The 13,372-nt window shown below is 55.6% G+C and carries 12 protein-coding genes and 3 pseudogenes; 10 read left to right on the top strand and 5 right to left on the bottom strand.

Annotated elements, in window-relative coordinates; translation table 11 throughout:
• Positions 1 to 39 precede the first annotated feature (39 nt).
• Positions 40 to 795: a hypothetical protein gene (locus tag LJU29_RS13755; protein ID WP_257110743.1), complete on the top strand. Its 756-nt coding sequence runs from the start codon at positions 40 to 42 to the stop codon at positions 793 to 795.
• A gap of 39 nt (positions 796 to 834) precedes the next feature.
• Here the strand turns inward: LJU29_RS13755 and LJU29_RS13750 are convergent.
• Positions 835 to 1,029, bottom strand: a pseudogene (locus LJU29_RS13750) (FKBP-type peptidyl-prolyl cis-trans isomerase); the annotation flags it as partial.
• Between the two features lie 150 nt (positions 1,030 to 1,179).
• Positions 1,180 to 1,461 carry a hypothetical protein gene (locus LJU29_RS13745; protein ID WP_002553776.1) on the bottom strand — a complete coding sequence of 94 codons (282 nt, stop codon included), beginning with the start codon at positions 1,459 to 1,461 and terminating at the stop codon, positions 1,180 to 1,182.
• Between the two features lie 652 nt (positions 1,462 to 2,113).
• On the opposite strand from LJU29_RS13745, the gene LJU29_RS13740 reads away from it, so the two are divergent.
• Positions 2,114 to 3,682, top strand: coding sequence for a TerC family protein (locus tag LJU29_RS13740; RefSeq protein ID WP_054098030.1), 1,569 nt, complete (start codon positions 2,114 to 2,116; stop codon positions 3,680 to 3,682).
• Between the two features lie 70 nt (positions 3,683 to 3,752).
• Here the strand turns inward: LJU29_RS13740 and LJU29_RS13735 are convergent, their stop codons facing one another.
• From LJU29_RS13735 to LJU29_RS13725, 3 genes and pseudogenes are all read right to left on the bottom strand, one after another.
• On the bottom strand, positions 3,753 to 4,328 hold the full coding sequence (locus tag LJU29_RS13735; RefSeq protein WP_057453333.1) for a GNAT family N-acetyltransferase: 576 nt from the start codon (positions 4,326 to 4,328) through the stop codon (positions 3,753 to 3,755).
• Between the two features lie 56 nt (positions 4,329 to 4,384).
• Positions 4,385 to 4,822, bottom strand: a pseudogene (locus tag LJU29_RS13730) (permease); the annotation flags it as partial.
• Between the two features lie 152 nt (positions 4,823 to 4,974).
• Complete coding sequence (locus LJU29_RS13725) at positions 4,975 to 5,955, bottom strand: IS5-like element ISPsy2 family transposase (protein WP_257112697.1); 981 nt, start codon at positions 5,953 to 5,955, stop codon at positions 4,975 to 4,977.
• Between the two features lie 89 nt (positions 5,956 to 6,044).
• Between LJU29_RS13725 and LJU29_RS13720 the strand changes: the two genes are divergently transcribed.
• From LJU29_RS13720 to LJU29_RS13685, 8 genes and pseudogenes are all read left to right on the top strand, one after another.
• Entirely contained in the window at positions 6,045 to 7,073 is a 1,029-nt protein-coding gene (locus LJU29_RS13720) for a hydroxymethylglutaryl-CoA lyase-like TIM-barrel protein (protein ID WP_257110741.1), read from the top strand.
• Positions 7,070 to 8,260, top strand: a complete 1,191-nt coding sequence (locus LJU29_RS13715) for an isocitrate/isopropylmalate dehydrogenase family protein (protein ID WP_257110740.1) — start codon at positions 7,070 to 7,072, stop codon at positions 8,258 to 8,260. The genes LJU29_RS13720 and LJU29_RS13715 overlap by 4 nt, the downstream gene beginning before the upstream one ends.
• Positions 8,244 to 8,957 (top strand): RraA family protein, encoded by a 714-nt coding sequence (locus tag LJU29_RS13710; protein ID WP_257110738.1) that lies wholly within the window; start codon positions 8,244 to 8,246, stop codon positions 8,955 to 8,957. The genes LJU29_RS13715 and LJU29_RS13710 overlap by 17 nt, the downstream gene beginning before the upstream one ends.
• Before the next feature lie 77 nt (positions 8,958 to 9,034).
• Complete coding sequence (locus tag LJU29_RS13705) at positions 9,035 to 9,517, top strand: flavin reductase family protein (protein ID WP_016981910.1); 483 nt, start codon at positions 9,035 to 9,037, stop codon at positions 9,515 to 9,517.
• Positions 9,518 to 9,557: 40 nt separating this feature from the next.
• A pseudogene (locus LJU29_RS13700) lies at positions 9,558 to 9,881 on the top strand (antibiotic biosynthesis monooxygenase); the annotation flags it as partial.
• A gap of 55 nt (positions 9,882 to 9,936) precedes the next feature.
• Complete coding sequence (locus LJU29_RS13695) at positions 9,937 to 10,917, top strand: IS5-like element ISPsy2 family transposase (protein WP_054078085.1); 981 nt, start codon at positions 9,937 to 9,939, stop codon at positions 10,915 to 10,917.
• A gap of 297 nt (positions 10,918 to 11,214) precedes the next feature.
• Complete coding sequence (locus LJU29_RS13690) at positions 11,215 to 12,195, top strand: IS5-like element ISPsy2 family transposase (protein WP_054078085.1); 981 nt, start codon at positions 11,215 to 11,217, stop codon at positions 12,193 to 12,195.
• A 198-nt stretch (positions 12,196 to 12,393) separates the two neighbouring features.
• Positions 12,394 to 13,365: an NAD(P)H-dependent flavin oxidoreductase gene (locus tag LJU29_RS13685; RefSeq protein WP_257110737.1), complete on the top strand. Its 972-nt coding sequence runs from the start codon at positions 12,394 to 12,396 to the stop codon at positions 13,363 to 13,365.
• Positions 13,366 to 13,372 lie beyond the last annotated feature (7 nt).

Here is a 13,372-nt window from a genome sequence, read left to right as displayed (position 1 = left end):
GGTAGCTTGATGTCTGATATTTTTACATGGAAGAATTGCATGGCTGATGTTTACAATTATCGCTATGGTGCAATCGCCCAAGAATTTTTAGCTCTCGTTGTAAATCCTTCGCTAGATGCTCTTGATGCTCAGGTCAAGCACTGGGAACATTCTGATGATCAGATATCCCACTTTATGCTCGGCGATCTTAGTGAGCTGATTTACAAAACACGAATGGCATTCTGTCTTTCCATTCAGTCTCTTTGGGAGCAGCAGATACGAACCTATTTGGCAGGTTGCCAACAGGAGTTGGGCATCAATCCTTTTCCTGTTTCCAATCGCCGGCGTGCGAACTCTGTTCAGACTGTGTATTGGGGTGATGAACTCAATACAGTGTTTGAGAGGTTGCGGGGCATAGCTTTACCTTCATTCGCATCATTTAAGTCACTTGACCTGCTTATGTTGGTAGGCAATGTATGTCGTCATGGCGATGGCAGCTCTAGTGTGAAGCTATGGGGTGCTCGCCCTGAACTTTGGCCTACGTACCACGGCCCTGAGAACGAGTCCCTGCGGTCCACATTGACCGATCAAGCGCCTCCAGTGCAGTCGATGCAAATCCCTAGAGAAATGTTAGAAGACTTTGTGGACAAAATTTGTCTTTTCTGGGAAGACACCAACTATATCTATGAGGAGAGCATCGAGCGAAAGCACCCATCTCTAGAGGCTAGACTGGTGATCAGGCGTGCTGAACGTGCAGAGGGAATTCGCTATGGTGGGTTCACGACCCCGATTTCAACAACTCCGAGGGATGGTTAGGGTTACTCTCATGGTAGGTACTTCTCAGTGTTACTTACAAAGAGCTTGCTCCCAGCCCTTGATAACGCGTCCGGTGCCGATCACGCACTGAAACGGCTTGCCACGCTGGTGAGAGGAATCAAAGACAGTGCCGTCTTCGAGGGTTCCGGTGTAATGCGTGGTGATCAGCGCACCTTTGACCGCTTCCTTGCCTTCGCCGGGATGCAGGTCGGTAATCTGTAATTCTTTGCTCATTACAAGGCTTCCATTTACAGCGCGCTCAATGAATGCCGAGAGCGTGCATTTTCGCAGCGCTTTCTCGCAGAAAAGCATGCCTGTGACAAGCGGGCGAAACGAAAACGGGGAAGCTTTCGCTTCCCCGTCGTATTCCGATTGTGTCGTTCGTCAGAGATTCTGCGAACTGACCACCATGGCCTGGGCGATATTCTCTTTCTGCTCCTGGGTGAAACCGTCCCAGATATTGGTCTTGGCGTAGTAACCCAGGCCAGCCAGGCAGTAAAGGCTAAGGGTCAGAACGATGACGATTGAAACAAAGGTCCAGCGGCCTTCGTCATCGTTTTCCCGAGTGAAGCTGCGGGAATAGTTGTCCTCTGCGCTGCGGAAGAACAGCGCGGACGATAGGCGCTTGAGCCACTGGAACAAATGAACGACAACGATACGCAGCATGGGAAATCACCTCAAAGGTTAAAAGAAACGGGTCGTCCGCGATGCCGGTCACCGGCGTCGGGGTGCAAAAGCTGAAAACAAAAAAAGCCCGTCTATGACGGGCTTTCTTTTTATGATTCTGGTCAGAGGGCAGGGGATCGTGCATGCACACAAGTCGCGTTGGACACTGCGCAGGCCTGCCGTTGTTGCAACATTTTAAAACAAATGATTTGTGTGATCTACCCGGACACTGCCGTTGTCAGACAACTGGTCGTACCTGGAGGTGCAGCAAAACGTCGCTCCGGGTTGAGCGAGGCTTAGGAATACGCCGTGCTTTTGGTCAAGTCTTGTAATACTTATACAAAATACGAAACAGTTGTGTGTATTGTACGATCAACGCCCGTATTGATTTTCAGGACCGTATGAATACCCTCCAGGAGCCTCCGAGTTGCCTTCCCTTCACCGCTGATGGCTGGCCAGTGATATCCCATTCACCAGGCAGGCCGTTTGATTCGAACGCCGGTTTACCCTCTCTCTCGTGTTGCAATGGCCCCGACATGCCTGTGCATGGTCGCAAGGCACCTTTGCGCATGGCAATTCATTGCAGTGCGTGGCCAGCTGTGGCCAACGATGAGTTTTCCCGCCATTTTTCTCGTGAGGCTGCATAACTACCATGGAATGGATCGCTGACCCCACGGCATGGCTTGGCCTGCTGACCCTCATCGTGCTGGAACTGGTGCTGGGTATCGATAACCTGGTTTTTATTGCCATTCTGGCGGACAAACTGCCCCCCGAGCAACGCGACAAGGCGCGCGTTATCGGCCTGTCGCTGGCACTGATCATGCGCCTGGGCCTGCTGGCGAGCATCTCCTGGATGGTGACGCTGACCGAGCCGTTGTTCGAGATCTTCGACAAGACGTTCTCCGGTCGTGACCTGATCATGCTGTTTGGTGGTGTGTTCCTGTTGTTCAAGGCGACCATGGAACTGCATGAACGGCTGGAAGGCCATGTTGCCCAGCGCGCCGGTAACGCAGGTTATGCGTTGTTCTGGCCCATCGTTGCGCAGATCGTGGTACTCGACGCGGTGTTCTCGCTGGACGCCGTAATCACGGCCGTCGGCATGGTCGAACACTTGTCGGTGATGATGATCGCCGTGATCTTCTCCATCGGCCTGATGATGATTGCCAGCAAGCCGCTGACCAAGTTCGTCAACAGCCGCCCGACAGTGATCATGCTGTGTCTGGGCTTCCTGATGATGATTGGTTTCAGCCTGACCGCCGAGGGCCTGGGTTTCCATATTCCCAAGGGCTATCTGTACGCGGCCATCGGTTTCTCGATCCTCATCGAGGTGTTCAACCAGATCGCTCGCAAGCGCAGCAAGAAGTCTGCTCATGGCCACCTGCCGCGTCGCGAGCGGGCTGCCCATGCGGTGATGCGCCTGCTGGGCGGTCGCAAGCTGGAGTCTGGCGATGTCGATGAGGAAATCACCGACATGCTGGAAGGCGAAAGCAGCGAGCCGGTGTTTGACCGTCGTGAGCGGGTGATGATCAGCGGCGTACTGCAACTGGCTGAGCGTCCGATTCGCACGGTGATGACGCCGAGGGCCGAAATCGACTATATCGACTTGAAAGACGATGCCGAGAAAATCCGTCTGAAACTGATGCACTCGTCCTACTCGCGTCTGCCGTTGATTGGCGAGCGAGGCATCGATGAACCGCTGGGCTTCGTGCACAAGAAAGAGCTGTTCAAGGAATTGTTGTCCGGCAACGAGCCCGACCTGAAGCTGATGTCGCGCAAGGCAATCAACCTGCTGGAAAGCTTCACCATCCTCAATGCCCTGGAGCAGATGCGCAAGGAGTCGACGCACATCGCTTTTGTGGTCAACGAGTTCGGTGATTTCATCGGCGTGTTGAGCATGACCGACATTCTGGAATCCATCGCTGGCCAGCTGCCAGACGCCAGCGAAGTGGAAGGCCCGGACATCGTCAAGCAAGGCGAGGACTTCGTGGTATCGGGTGCCTTGAACCTGAGTCTGATTCGCGAACGCACCGGCTTCCAGGCCAAGGCCACCGAGGATTATCAGACCCTCGCCGGACTGGTCATGAGCCTGCTGGATCGCCTGCCTTCTACCGGCGATAGCCTGGACTGGCAAGGCTGGAACCTTCAGGTTGTCGGCGTGGAAGAGCGCCGCGTAACTCGGGTGTTGTTGCAGAAACAGCCTGATATGGGTTCTGGCAAATAAGCACGGAGCTGTAATACAAAACGGGGCCTGCTCATGGTGAGCAGGCCCCGTTTTCATGTGTGCGTCGCGCTTATTTTCGACGCGGACGCGACACCACAGATTCGATATTCTTGCGGCCGATCAGCTTGGGCTGCGCAGGCTCTTTGGCCATCGGCGCATCAGCCAGCCACTTGAACATCACCAGACAATCCACCAGCCCCAATCGGGCGTGACGATAAGCCTTGGGCAAACGCCCGACTGTCTCAAAACCCAGCTTGGCCCACAGCGCGACAGCTACTTCATTGCTGGCCACCACCGAATTGAACTGCATCGCCAGGAACCCGCTGTCGCGCGCCAGTTGCTGCGAGTGCTCGCACATCAACCGCGCCACACCACGACCCCGCGCCGCACCCGTGACCATATAGCCGCAATTGCAGACATGATTCCCCGGACCTGCCGCATTGGCCTTCAAGTAGTAACTGCCTAACAGCTGGCCGTCTTCCTCGGCAATCAGCGTGTGCAGCGGCAGCTCCATCCACAGACTGCGGGCCTGCTCCTGAGTGACGGCAGGGTCGTAGGCGTAGGTTTCCTGAGCGATGACGACAGCCTGAAAGGTGGGCCAGAAGCGCTCGAAGTCTTCCGTGGTCATGGGGCGGATCTGGATCATGGTGGGGCCTTGGTGGGTAGGGCTTGAATTCCGGCGTGTACGTTAGCTTGGGTGTGCTACCACTTCCAGGCTTTTTCGGTGAACTCGGCGGTGGAGGGGAGCACTGTGTGGAGAAAATTCAGGTATTTGTTGAACAGTACCTCGTGCTGGAAACGGGCCTCAAAGCCTAGCGTGACGTCAGTGCGGTGCGTGATGATCATCAGGCGTTTACGGTCGACGGTTACAAAGTTGTACTCATCCCAGGGCAGGCTTTGTTCATGATGAATGGGGTTTTCCCAGTTTAGTAGCTTGAGGGCTGCGATACAGGCCATGGCTGCTGGGCCGATCAGGAAGAGCAGTGAGCCGGTGAGGGCGGCTATGAAGACGAATATCAGGATGACGGCTATGGCAATGCCCTTGAAGAAGGACGAGGCGAAGTCGGGGTAATGGAGGTAGTACTCCAGGTGGGCGCAGTTGGTTTTTATGGTGTAGTTGTAGATGGTTTTTTGGCGGACACCTAGGGAAGGTCTGAAGTAGCCGGATGTTTTCCGGCTACCGAGTCCTCAGCACTTTTCAAAAAACGATGCATGTCGAAATTTGCTCAATTATCTTCGCTTTTTAGCTCTTTCGGCCGCTGCAAAGCCTTTTGCGGTAACCATTTCCTGCATTACACGCGCACCTCTCCTGCGCTCGCCAACAAATGTCGGCGGACCATCCACAGGTTTGACAGGGCGAACAACGTCACCATCTGCGCGGTGTTCTTGGCCAAGCCCCGAAAGCGCACTTTTTCATAGCCAAACTGGCGTTTGATGACCCGAAACGGATGCTCGACCTTGGCGCGAACCTGGGCCTTGGCCTTCTCGATTTTGCGGATCGCCTTGTACAAAATACTGCGTTTTCCGTGCTTTTTGTAAGTGCTGCGGCGGGCGGCAATCTGCCAAATGACCTTGCGCCCAGCGTGTTCTTCGCGCTTCTCGACCCCGGTGTAACCTGCGTCGGCGCAGACTACGTTTTCCTCGCCGTGCAGCAGTTTGGCAACCTGCGTGACGTCTGCCACATTGGCCGCTGTTACTACCACGCTGTGCACCAGGCCTGACTCGTCGTCGGCGCCGATGTGAGCCTTGGCGCCGAAATAGTACTGGTTACCTTTCTTGGTTTGATGCATCTCAGGATCGCGTTTGCCATCCTTGTTCTTGGTCGAACTGGGCGCGTGAATCAGCGTGGCATCGACGATGGTGCCTTGACGCAACGACAAGCCACGGTCGCCCAGATAACCATTAATTACGCCGAGAATCCCGGTCGCCAACTCGTGCTTTTCCAGCAGACGACGGAAGTTGAGAATGGTGGTTTCGTCTGGAATTCGCTCCAGGCTCAGGCCTGAAAACTGACGCAGGATGGTCGTCTCATACAGCGCTTCTTCCATCGCCGGATCGCTGTAGCCGAACCAGTTCTGCATCAGATGAACACGCAGCATCGCCATCAGTGGGTAGGCGGGCCGGCCACCTTCTCCTTTTGGATAATAGGGCTCAATCAGGGCAATCAAACCTTTCCAGGGCACCACCTGATCCATCTCGATCAGGAACAATTCCTTACGGGTCTGCTTGCGCTTGCCGGCATACTCGGCGTCGGCGAAGGTCATCTGTTTCATCATCGAAAAGCTCGGCGACTGGTGTCCGGAGATTTTGCCAAATTAGGAAGTCTTTTTCAGAGTTTCCCTAAGGACAGCCGGAGATTCTCATGGCCGACATAAAGATTCTCGACGTTACATTGCGTGACGGTGGTTATCGAAACAACTTCAACTTCACGGAAGACCAGGCTCGGGCTATTACTTCAGGCCTGGCGGATGCAGGCGTCGACCTCTGTGAAATTGGTTACTGCAAGGGATCATTTGCGCCGAAGGGCGAGCACGGGCTGACCAGTGATGTAGGCGCACGCTTTATTGAGAACATTGCGCAGGCCGCCGATGGACGCATTGAGCTGGCAGTGATGGTTCACCCGAAAAACATCACGGCAGATGACTTCGCCATGCTCAAGGAGCAGGGTGTTTCGATGATCCGCGTCTGTCTGCGCCGCGATCAACTGGATGAAGGGCTGGCGACCTTGTCACTGGCCCGGGATCACGGCTTCAGTGTCAGCGCCAATGTAACGCATGTGACATCGCAGACGCCGGGAACCGTGCTCGATACGGCCGCTCGTGCGGAGGGTGCGGGTGCGGACATCATCTGTTGTGCGGATTCCAACGGTCATATGCTGCCGGCCGATGTGCACCGGCTGTTCAGTCGTCTCGCAAGCCGGTTGCTGGTGCCGCTGGGGTTTCACGCCCATAACAATCTGTCGCTGGCGCTGGCGAATGCATCGGCGGCTATCGAGGCCGGTGCTGAATACATCGACACGTCCATCTGCGGCATGGGTAAAGGGGCCGGGAATCTTCACTTTAGCATGCTGGTGGCTTATCTGGAGCGTATAGGCGTCAGCCACGGTTTTGACTTGGTCAAGGTGATCGAATTGTCCGCTGTAACCGCCAGCTCGATACCGCATAACAATATGCCCAGCCCGCTGATGGATATCATTCTGGGCACTTACAACTTCCCCTACGATGTCAGTCAGCGGGTGGCAGACACGCTTGAACGGTTTCAATTGACCTCCGAGTACCGAGCGATCGAGGTCATGCATCAACAGGACAAAGTGGCGCGCCTTGCTCCGCGAGCGGCGTTGTCGAATATCTTCAGTGATCTGTCGCAAAGCGTAAAAGGAGTTGCGCTATGACCGCCCAAATATCCCGCAAGCGTATATGCATTCTGCCCGGCGACGGTATCGGCATTGAGGTCATGGAAGCGGCGCTTCCGGTGATTGCAGCGTTGCACCTGCCGTTTGATCTGATACCGGCGGATATCGGCTGGGAATGCTGGAAGCGCGAGGGTGAAACGGTTCCTGCCCAGACCTGGGAAGTCATGGCCAGCTGTGACGCAACGTTGCTGGGAGCAATAACCAGCAAGCCGCTGGCAGAGGCGGAAGCAGAGCTGCCCCTGGCACTTCAGGGCCAGAACCGCCGCTACGTCAGCCCGGTCATTCAGCTCAGGCAGAACCTGGACCTTTACGCCAATGTACGCCCGGTTACCGACATGACCGGTGAAGACAGATTTCGCTTTGTCGTGATCAGAGAAAACACCGAAGGTCTTTATGCGGGGCTGGACTTCGGGCATGTCCCGGATGCGCTGGTGCCCTTGCTTGAAGAGCGCGAAGCACTTGGCGCGCCGTGGCAGCGGGAAGGGCAGCAGGATGCGACCGTCACGTTGCGCCTGCAGACGCGCAGTGGTTTGACTCGTATTTTTGAATACGCATTCGATTACGCGCGCAAGAACACCTTCACCCGGGTCACGTTTGTCGACAAGCCGATGGTGCTGCGACACAGCAGTGCGTTTGCACGGGGTATTTTCGAAGAAATCGCACAGCGTTATCCGGACATAACCGGTGTTATCGAAAATGTCGATGCGGTTGCCTTGTGGATGGTGCAACGGCCCGAACGCTTCGGGGTGATTGTTGCCGAGAACATGTTCGGCGACATCCTTTCCGATCTGGGTGCTGGCGTAATGGGTGGCCTGGGTTTTGCACCCAGCGGCAACTTTGGCAATTCAGGTGCTTACTTCGAACCTGTACATGGCAGTGCGCCTGCTCATGCAGGGTTGAACAAGGCCAACCCCAGCGCGATGTTCATGGCCATTGCACTGATGCTGGAACATCTGGGATACCCGGACCAGGCGGCATTTATTACCCGCGCCGTCAGCCTGGTTTCACAATCTGGCGTTCGCAGTTACGACCTTGGCGGTTCTCACACCACTGACCAGGTGGGCGAAGCGATTGTCCAGCAGTGCATTGAGTTGCAGGCCAGCTCTGTCGGCTACCGCACCGAACAGGCCTCAGTTCAGGGAGAACGTTATGTCAGTGCACTTTGAAACGGTGGCAATTACGCAAACCGTGCTGGACGCATGTGAACATCTGGATACCGCTTCGCTGTCTGATGCACTGGACAGTCTCGGGATCAATGGAGGGCTGCCGGGTATTGTTTCGCAAGTGCCGGGCACTCGTTGTGTCGGTGTTGCGTTTACCGTGCAGTACGAAGCGGTCGATACGCCAACGACATTCAAAGGGGCTGCCAACTACATCGATCAGGTGCCTTGCGGCGCGGTGATTGTTTCTTCCAACGCCGGGCGTCATGACTGCACGGTGTGGGGCGATATCATGACCCACTTCGCTTTGGCCAACGGCATCAACGGCACTGTTATCGATGGCGTGGCACGTGATATCGATACCGTTATCAGGTGCAACTATCCGTTGTTCAGTCGTGGCCGTTTCATGCAGTCAGCCAAGAACCGCGCACAACTCAAAGCGGTACAAGTGCCTGTGGTCATTGATGGGGTTACTGTCCGGCCCGGTGATCTTCTGGTCTGTGATGGCAGTGGTTGCGTGGTTATTCCACAGCAACTGGCCGCCGAGGTTGTACGCCGTGCTCAGGCGGTCGAGCAGACTGAGCGCAGCATTATCGAGGCCATATCCACGGGCTCGACACTGGAGAATGCCCGCAGCACCTATCGTTACGACCAGCCTTGGCTGACGGACGCTGAAAAAGTCAGCATGGGAGAACGGCCATGAATCAGGCTTCCCGATTGGCAGCACGCGCAAATGTGCCTGAACCTCAAACTCGACTCAGCGCACTCGAGTCTCCCGACATGAATGTCGCTGCATTCAAGAAAGCCATGCGCCGCCTGACGTCGACCGTCACCCTTGTGGCGACCGAACATGAAGGCACGCCTTACGGTATGGCAGCCACTGCCGTCAGTTCGGTATGCAGTGACCCGCCGTCCATTCTGGTGTGCATCAATCACAGCGCCAGTGTTTACCTGCCTTTGCTTGAGCGGGGAAAGTTCTCGGTCAATCTGTTGCAAACCGGGCAGGCTGAACTGGTCAGCGTGTTTGGCGGAGCAGTCAACGGGCCTGCGCGGTTTGAAAGCGGAGACTGGCAGCAGGACCAGGGGGTGCCTTATCTGCGTACCGCTCAAGCGACGCTTTTCTGTTCGGTGGCCCAACGAATGACCTGCGGCACTCACGAGATCATTATCGGGCTGGTCGAGAAAACGGCAGTGGCCGAGGTGATTTCACCGCTGCTCTGGCAAGACGGTAAACCGGCGGCTTCAACACCGCTTCTGGCTTGACTACGTGTTCTTATACTTCTTTTTATAAATGGAACTGATTATGAAAATGGAATTGTTCGATGCTCACTCCGTCACCGATGACAAGGCGGTGTATCTGATCAATGTTGTACAGGTCAATGAAGGTGCTCAGAATCTGGCTATCGAGATTCTCGAAGAAACGGTCAGTTATGTCGCACGTACTTACAGTGCGTTCAAATGGAGCCGATTGATGAAGAGCACGGACGGCAAGACCGTCATCAATCAGGCGCAATGGAGTGACCGCAGTCAGTTCGAGTTGCTGTTTATCGACAAAGAGTTTCTGTTGCGATACTCCCGGTTAAAGGAAACCGGTACCTGGGAATACCACCTCTATGGAAACTCTGAAAAAGACTTCCTAATTTGGCAAAATCTCCGGACACCAGTCGCCGAGCTTTTCGATGATGAAACAGATGACCTTCGCCGACGCCGAGTATGCCGGCAAGCGCAAGCAGACCCGTAAGGAATTGTTCCTGATCGAGATGGATCAGGTGGTGCCCTGGAAAGGTTTGATTGCCCTGATTGAGCCCTATTATCCAAAAGGAGAAGGTGGCCGGCCCGCCTACCCACTGATGGCGATGCTGCGTGTTCATCTGATGCAGAACTGGTTCGGCTACAGCGATCCGGCGATGGAAGAAGCGCTGTATGAGACGACCATCCTGCGTCAGTTTTCAGGCCTGAGCCTGGAGCGAATTCCAGACGAAACCACCATTCTCAACTTCCGTCGTCTGCTGGAAAAGCACGAGTTGGCGACCGGGATTCTCGGCGTAATTAATGGTTATCTGGGCGACCGTGGCTTGTCGTTGCGTCAAGGCACCATCGTCGATGCCACGCTGATTCACGCGCCCAGTTCGACCAAGAACAAGGATGGCAAACGCGATCCTGAGATGCATCAAACCAAGAAAGGTAACCAGTACTATTTCGGCGCCAAGGCTCACATCGGCGCCGACGACGAGTCAGGCCTGGTGCACAGCGTGGTAGTAACAGCGGCCAATGTGGCAGACGTCACGCAGGTTGCCAAACTGCTGCACGGCGAGGAAAACGTAGTCTGCGCCGACGCAGGTTACACCGGGGTCGAGAAGCGCGAAGAACACGCTGGGCGCAAGGTCATTTGGCAGATTGCCGCCCGCCGCAGCACTTACAAAAAGCACGGAAAACGCAGTATTTTGTACAAGGCGATCCGCAAAATCGAGAAGGCCAAGGCCCAGGTTCGCGCCAAGGTCGAGCATCCGTTTCGGGTCATCAAACGCCAGTTTGGCTATGAAAAAGTGCGCTTTCGGGGCTTGGCCAAGAACACCGCGCAGATGGTGACGTTGTTCGCCCTGTCAAACCTGTGGATGGCCCGCCGACATTTGTTGGCGAGCGCAGGAGAGGTGCGCGTGTAATGCAGGAAATGGTTACCGCAAAAGGCTTTGCAGCGGCCGAAAGAGCTAAAAAGCGAAGATAATTGAGCAAATTTCGACATGCATCGTTTTTTGAAAAGTGCTGAGGACTCGGTAGCCGGAAAACATCCGGCTACTTCAGACCTTCCCTATAACGTGGCCGAGTACATCACCCCTGAAATTGCATTACAAAAAGCGGGTTGATCCATTAGCTGCAGACGAAGGCTGCTTAGGGAAACTCTGAAAAAGACTTCCTAATTTGGCAAAATCTCCGGACACCAGTCGCCGAGCTTTTCGATGATGAAACAGATGACCTTCGCCGACGCCGAGTATGCCGGCAAGCGCAAGCAGACCCGTAAGGAATTGTTCCTGATCGAGATGGATCAGGTGGTGCCCTGGAAAGGTTTGATTGCCCTGATTGAGCCCTATTATCCAAAAGGAGAAGGTGGCCGGCCCGCCTACCCACTGATGGCGATGCTGCGTGTTCATCTGATGCAGAACTGGTTCGGCTACAGCGATCCGGCGATGGAAGAAGCGCTGTATGAGACGACCATCCTGCGTCAGTTTTCAGGCCTGAGCCTGGAGCGAATTCCAGACGAAACCACCATTCTCAACTTCCGTCGTCTGCTGGAAAAGCACGAGTTGGCGACCGGGATTCTCGGCGTAATTAATGGTTATCTGGGCGACCGTGGCTTGTCGTTGCGTCAAGGCACCATCGTCGATGCCACGCTGATTCACGCGCCCAGTTCGACCAAGAACAAGGATGGCAAACGCGATCCTGAGATGCATCAAACCAAGAAAGGTAACCAGTACTATTTCGGCGCCAAGGCTCACATCGGCGCCGACGACGAGTCAGGCCTGGTGCACAGCGTGGTAGTAACAGCGGCCAATGTGGCAGACGTCACGCAGGTTGCCAAACTGCTGCACGGCGAGGAAAACGTAGTCTGCGCCGACGCAGGTTACACCGGGGTCGAGAAGCGCGAAGAACACGCTGGGCGCAAGGTCATTTGGCAGATTGCCGCCCGCCGCAGCACTTACAAAAAGCATGGAAAACGCAGTATTTTGTACAAGGCGATCCGCAAAATCGAGAAGGCCAAGGCCCAGGTTCGCGCCAAGGTCGAGCATCCGTTTCGGGTCATCAAACGCCAGTTTGGCTATGAAAAAGTGCGCTTTCGGGGCTTGGCCAAGAACACCGCGCAGATGGTGACGTTGTTCGCCCTGTCAAACCTGTGGATGGCCCGCCGACATTTGTTGGCGAGCGCAGGAGAGGTGCGCGTGTAATGCAGGAAATGGTTACCGCAAAAGGCTTTGCAGCGGCCGAAAGAGCTAAAAAGCGAAGATAATTGAGCAAATTTCGACATGCATCGTTTTTTGAAAAGTGCTGAGGACTCGGTAGCCGGAAAACATCCGGCTACTTCAGACCTTCCTTAGACGTCGCCTTCGTCTGACATTCACTCGGATTTTCACAGGTATCAGGCGATGGCCACGATCAATACAGCACTGACTTCTCTTCTTGGAATTGAACATCCTCTGATTCTGGCACCGATGGGTGGGGCGTCCAGAGGGCGTCTGGCGGCTGCAGTTTCCCGGGCCGGTGGTCTGGGTTTGGTGGGTGCCAGTTACGGCGATCCGCAATGGATGGCGCGTGAACTGGAGATGATGCACGACGTGCAGCAACCATGGGGTGTGGGCCTGGTCATGTTTACCGTGGCGAGGCAGTTCGAATTGCTTCAGCTGGCTCTCGAGTACCGCCCGGCAGTGGTTGCGTTGTCGTTTGGTGATGTACGTCCTTTCGTCCGGCCCATTCAACAGGCCAACGCCAAAGTCATCGTTCAGGTGCATGACGTCGACCAGGCGCTAGAAGCGCTGGACGCCGGTGCCGATGCGCTGATCGTGCAAGGCGCCGAGGCGGGTGGTCACAGTTTGCGCCGAGCTTCATTGCCGCTGTTTCCGGCAGTTCGCGACGCGGTTGGTGACGATGTTGTGCTTATCGGTGCCGGCGGGATTGCCGATGGCCGTGGCATGGCTGCTGCGCTTGCGCTCGGCATGGATGGCGTGATGATGGGGACGCGCTTTCTGGCTTCGCAGGAAGCACTGCCTTCCGAACGGGTAAAACAGCGCCTGGTGCAGGCTGTCGCGAGCGATACAGTGCGAACCCGGATCTTCGATGAGGTGCGCGGCATCGACTGGCCGCAGGGCTACAGCGGACGAGTGATCGCCAATAAATTTTCCGACAGTTGGGTAGGTGAGGAGCAGGCGTTTGCTGCATCAGCCGATCAATTGCGTCTTGAGTATGAAGCAGCACTGGCGGCCGATGATGTGAGTATCAGGGCGATCTGGGCCGGCGAGGTGGCGGACCTGATCAAGGAGGTGCTGCCCGCACAGCTCATTATCGAGTCAACCCTGCGCGGCTATGCCACCAGTGTTGAACGTCTGCGCACGACCCGCTGACCCGTCA

The organism is Pseudomonas ficuserectae (assembly GCF_024584585.1).
Lineage (GTDB): Bacteria > Pseudomonadota > Gammaproteobacteria > Pseudomonadales > Pseudomonadaceae > Aquipseudomonas > Aquipseudomonas amygdali.
The sequence above is the reverse complement of the archived record's forward strand: the minus strand, read 5'-3'. Positions and strand labels throughout refer to the sequence as shown.

Bases quoted from the DNA above. Each gene is read 5' to 3' on its own strand.
- LJU29_RS13740 (WP_054098030.1), top strand. From the start codon at position 2,114: ATGGAATGGATCGCTGACCCCACGGCATGGCTTGGCCTGCTGACCCTC.
- LJU29_RS13755 (WP_257110743.1), top strand. From the start codon at position 40: ATGGCTGATGTTTACAATTATCGCTATGGTGCAATCGCCCAAGAATTT.
- LJU29_RS13685 (WP_257110737.1), top strand. From the start codon at position 12,394: ATGGCCACGATCAATACAGCACTGACTTCTCTTCTTGGAATTGAACAT.
- LJU29_RS13710 (WP_257110738.1), top strand. From the start codon at position 8,244: ATGTCAGTGCACTTTGAAACGGTGGCAATTACGCAAACCGTGCTGGAC.
- LJU29_RS13690 (WP_054078085.1), top strand. From the start codon at position 11,215: ATGAAACAGATGACCTTCGCCGACGCCGAGTATGCCGGCAAGCGCAAG.
- LJU29_RS13695 (WP_054078085.1), top strand. From the start codon at position 9,937: ATGAAACAGATGACCTTCGCCGACGCCGAGTATGCCGGCAAGCGCAAG.
- LJU29_RS13745 (WP_002553776.1), bottom strand. From the start codon at position 1,461: ATGCTGCGTATCGTTGTCGTTCATTTGTTCCAGTGGCTCAAGCGCCTA.
- LJU29_RS13735 (WP_057453333.1), bottom strand. From the start codon at position 4,328: ATGATCCAGATCCGCCCCATGACCACGGAAGACTTCGAGCGCTTCTGG.
- LJU29_RS13725 (WP_257112697.1), bottom strand. From the start codon at position 5,955: ATGAAACAGATGACCTTCGCCGACGCCGAGTATGCCGGCAAGCGCAAG.
- LJU29_RS13715 (WP_257110740.1), top strand. From the start codon at position 7,070: ATGACCGCCCAAATATCCCGCAAGCGTATATGCATTCTGCCCGGCGAC.
- LJU29_RS13720 (WP_257110741.1), top strand. From the start codon at position 6,045: ATGGCCGACATAAAGATTCTCGACGTTACATTGCGTGACGGTGGTTAT.
- LJU29_RS13705 (WP_016981910.1), top strand. From the start codon at position 9,035: ATGAATGTCGCTGCATTCAAGAAAGCCATGCGCCGCCTGACGTCGACC.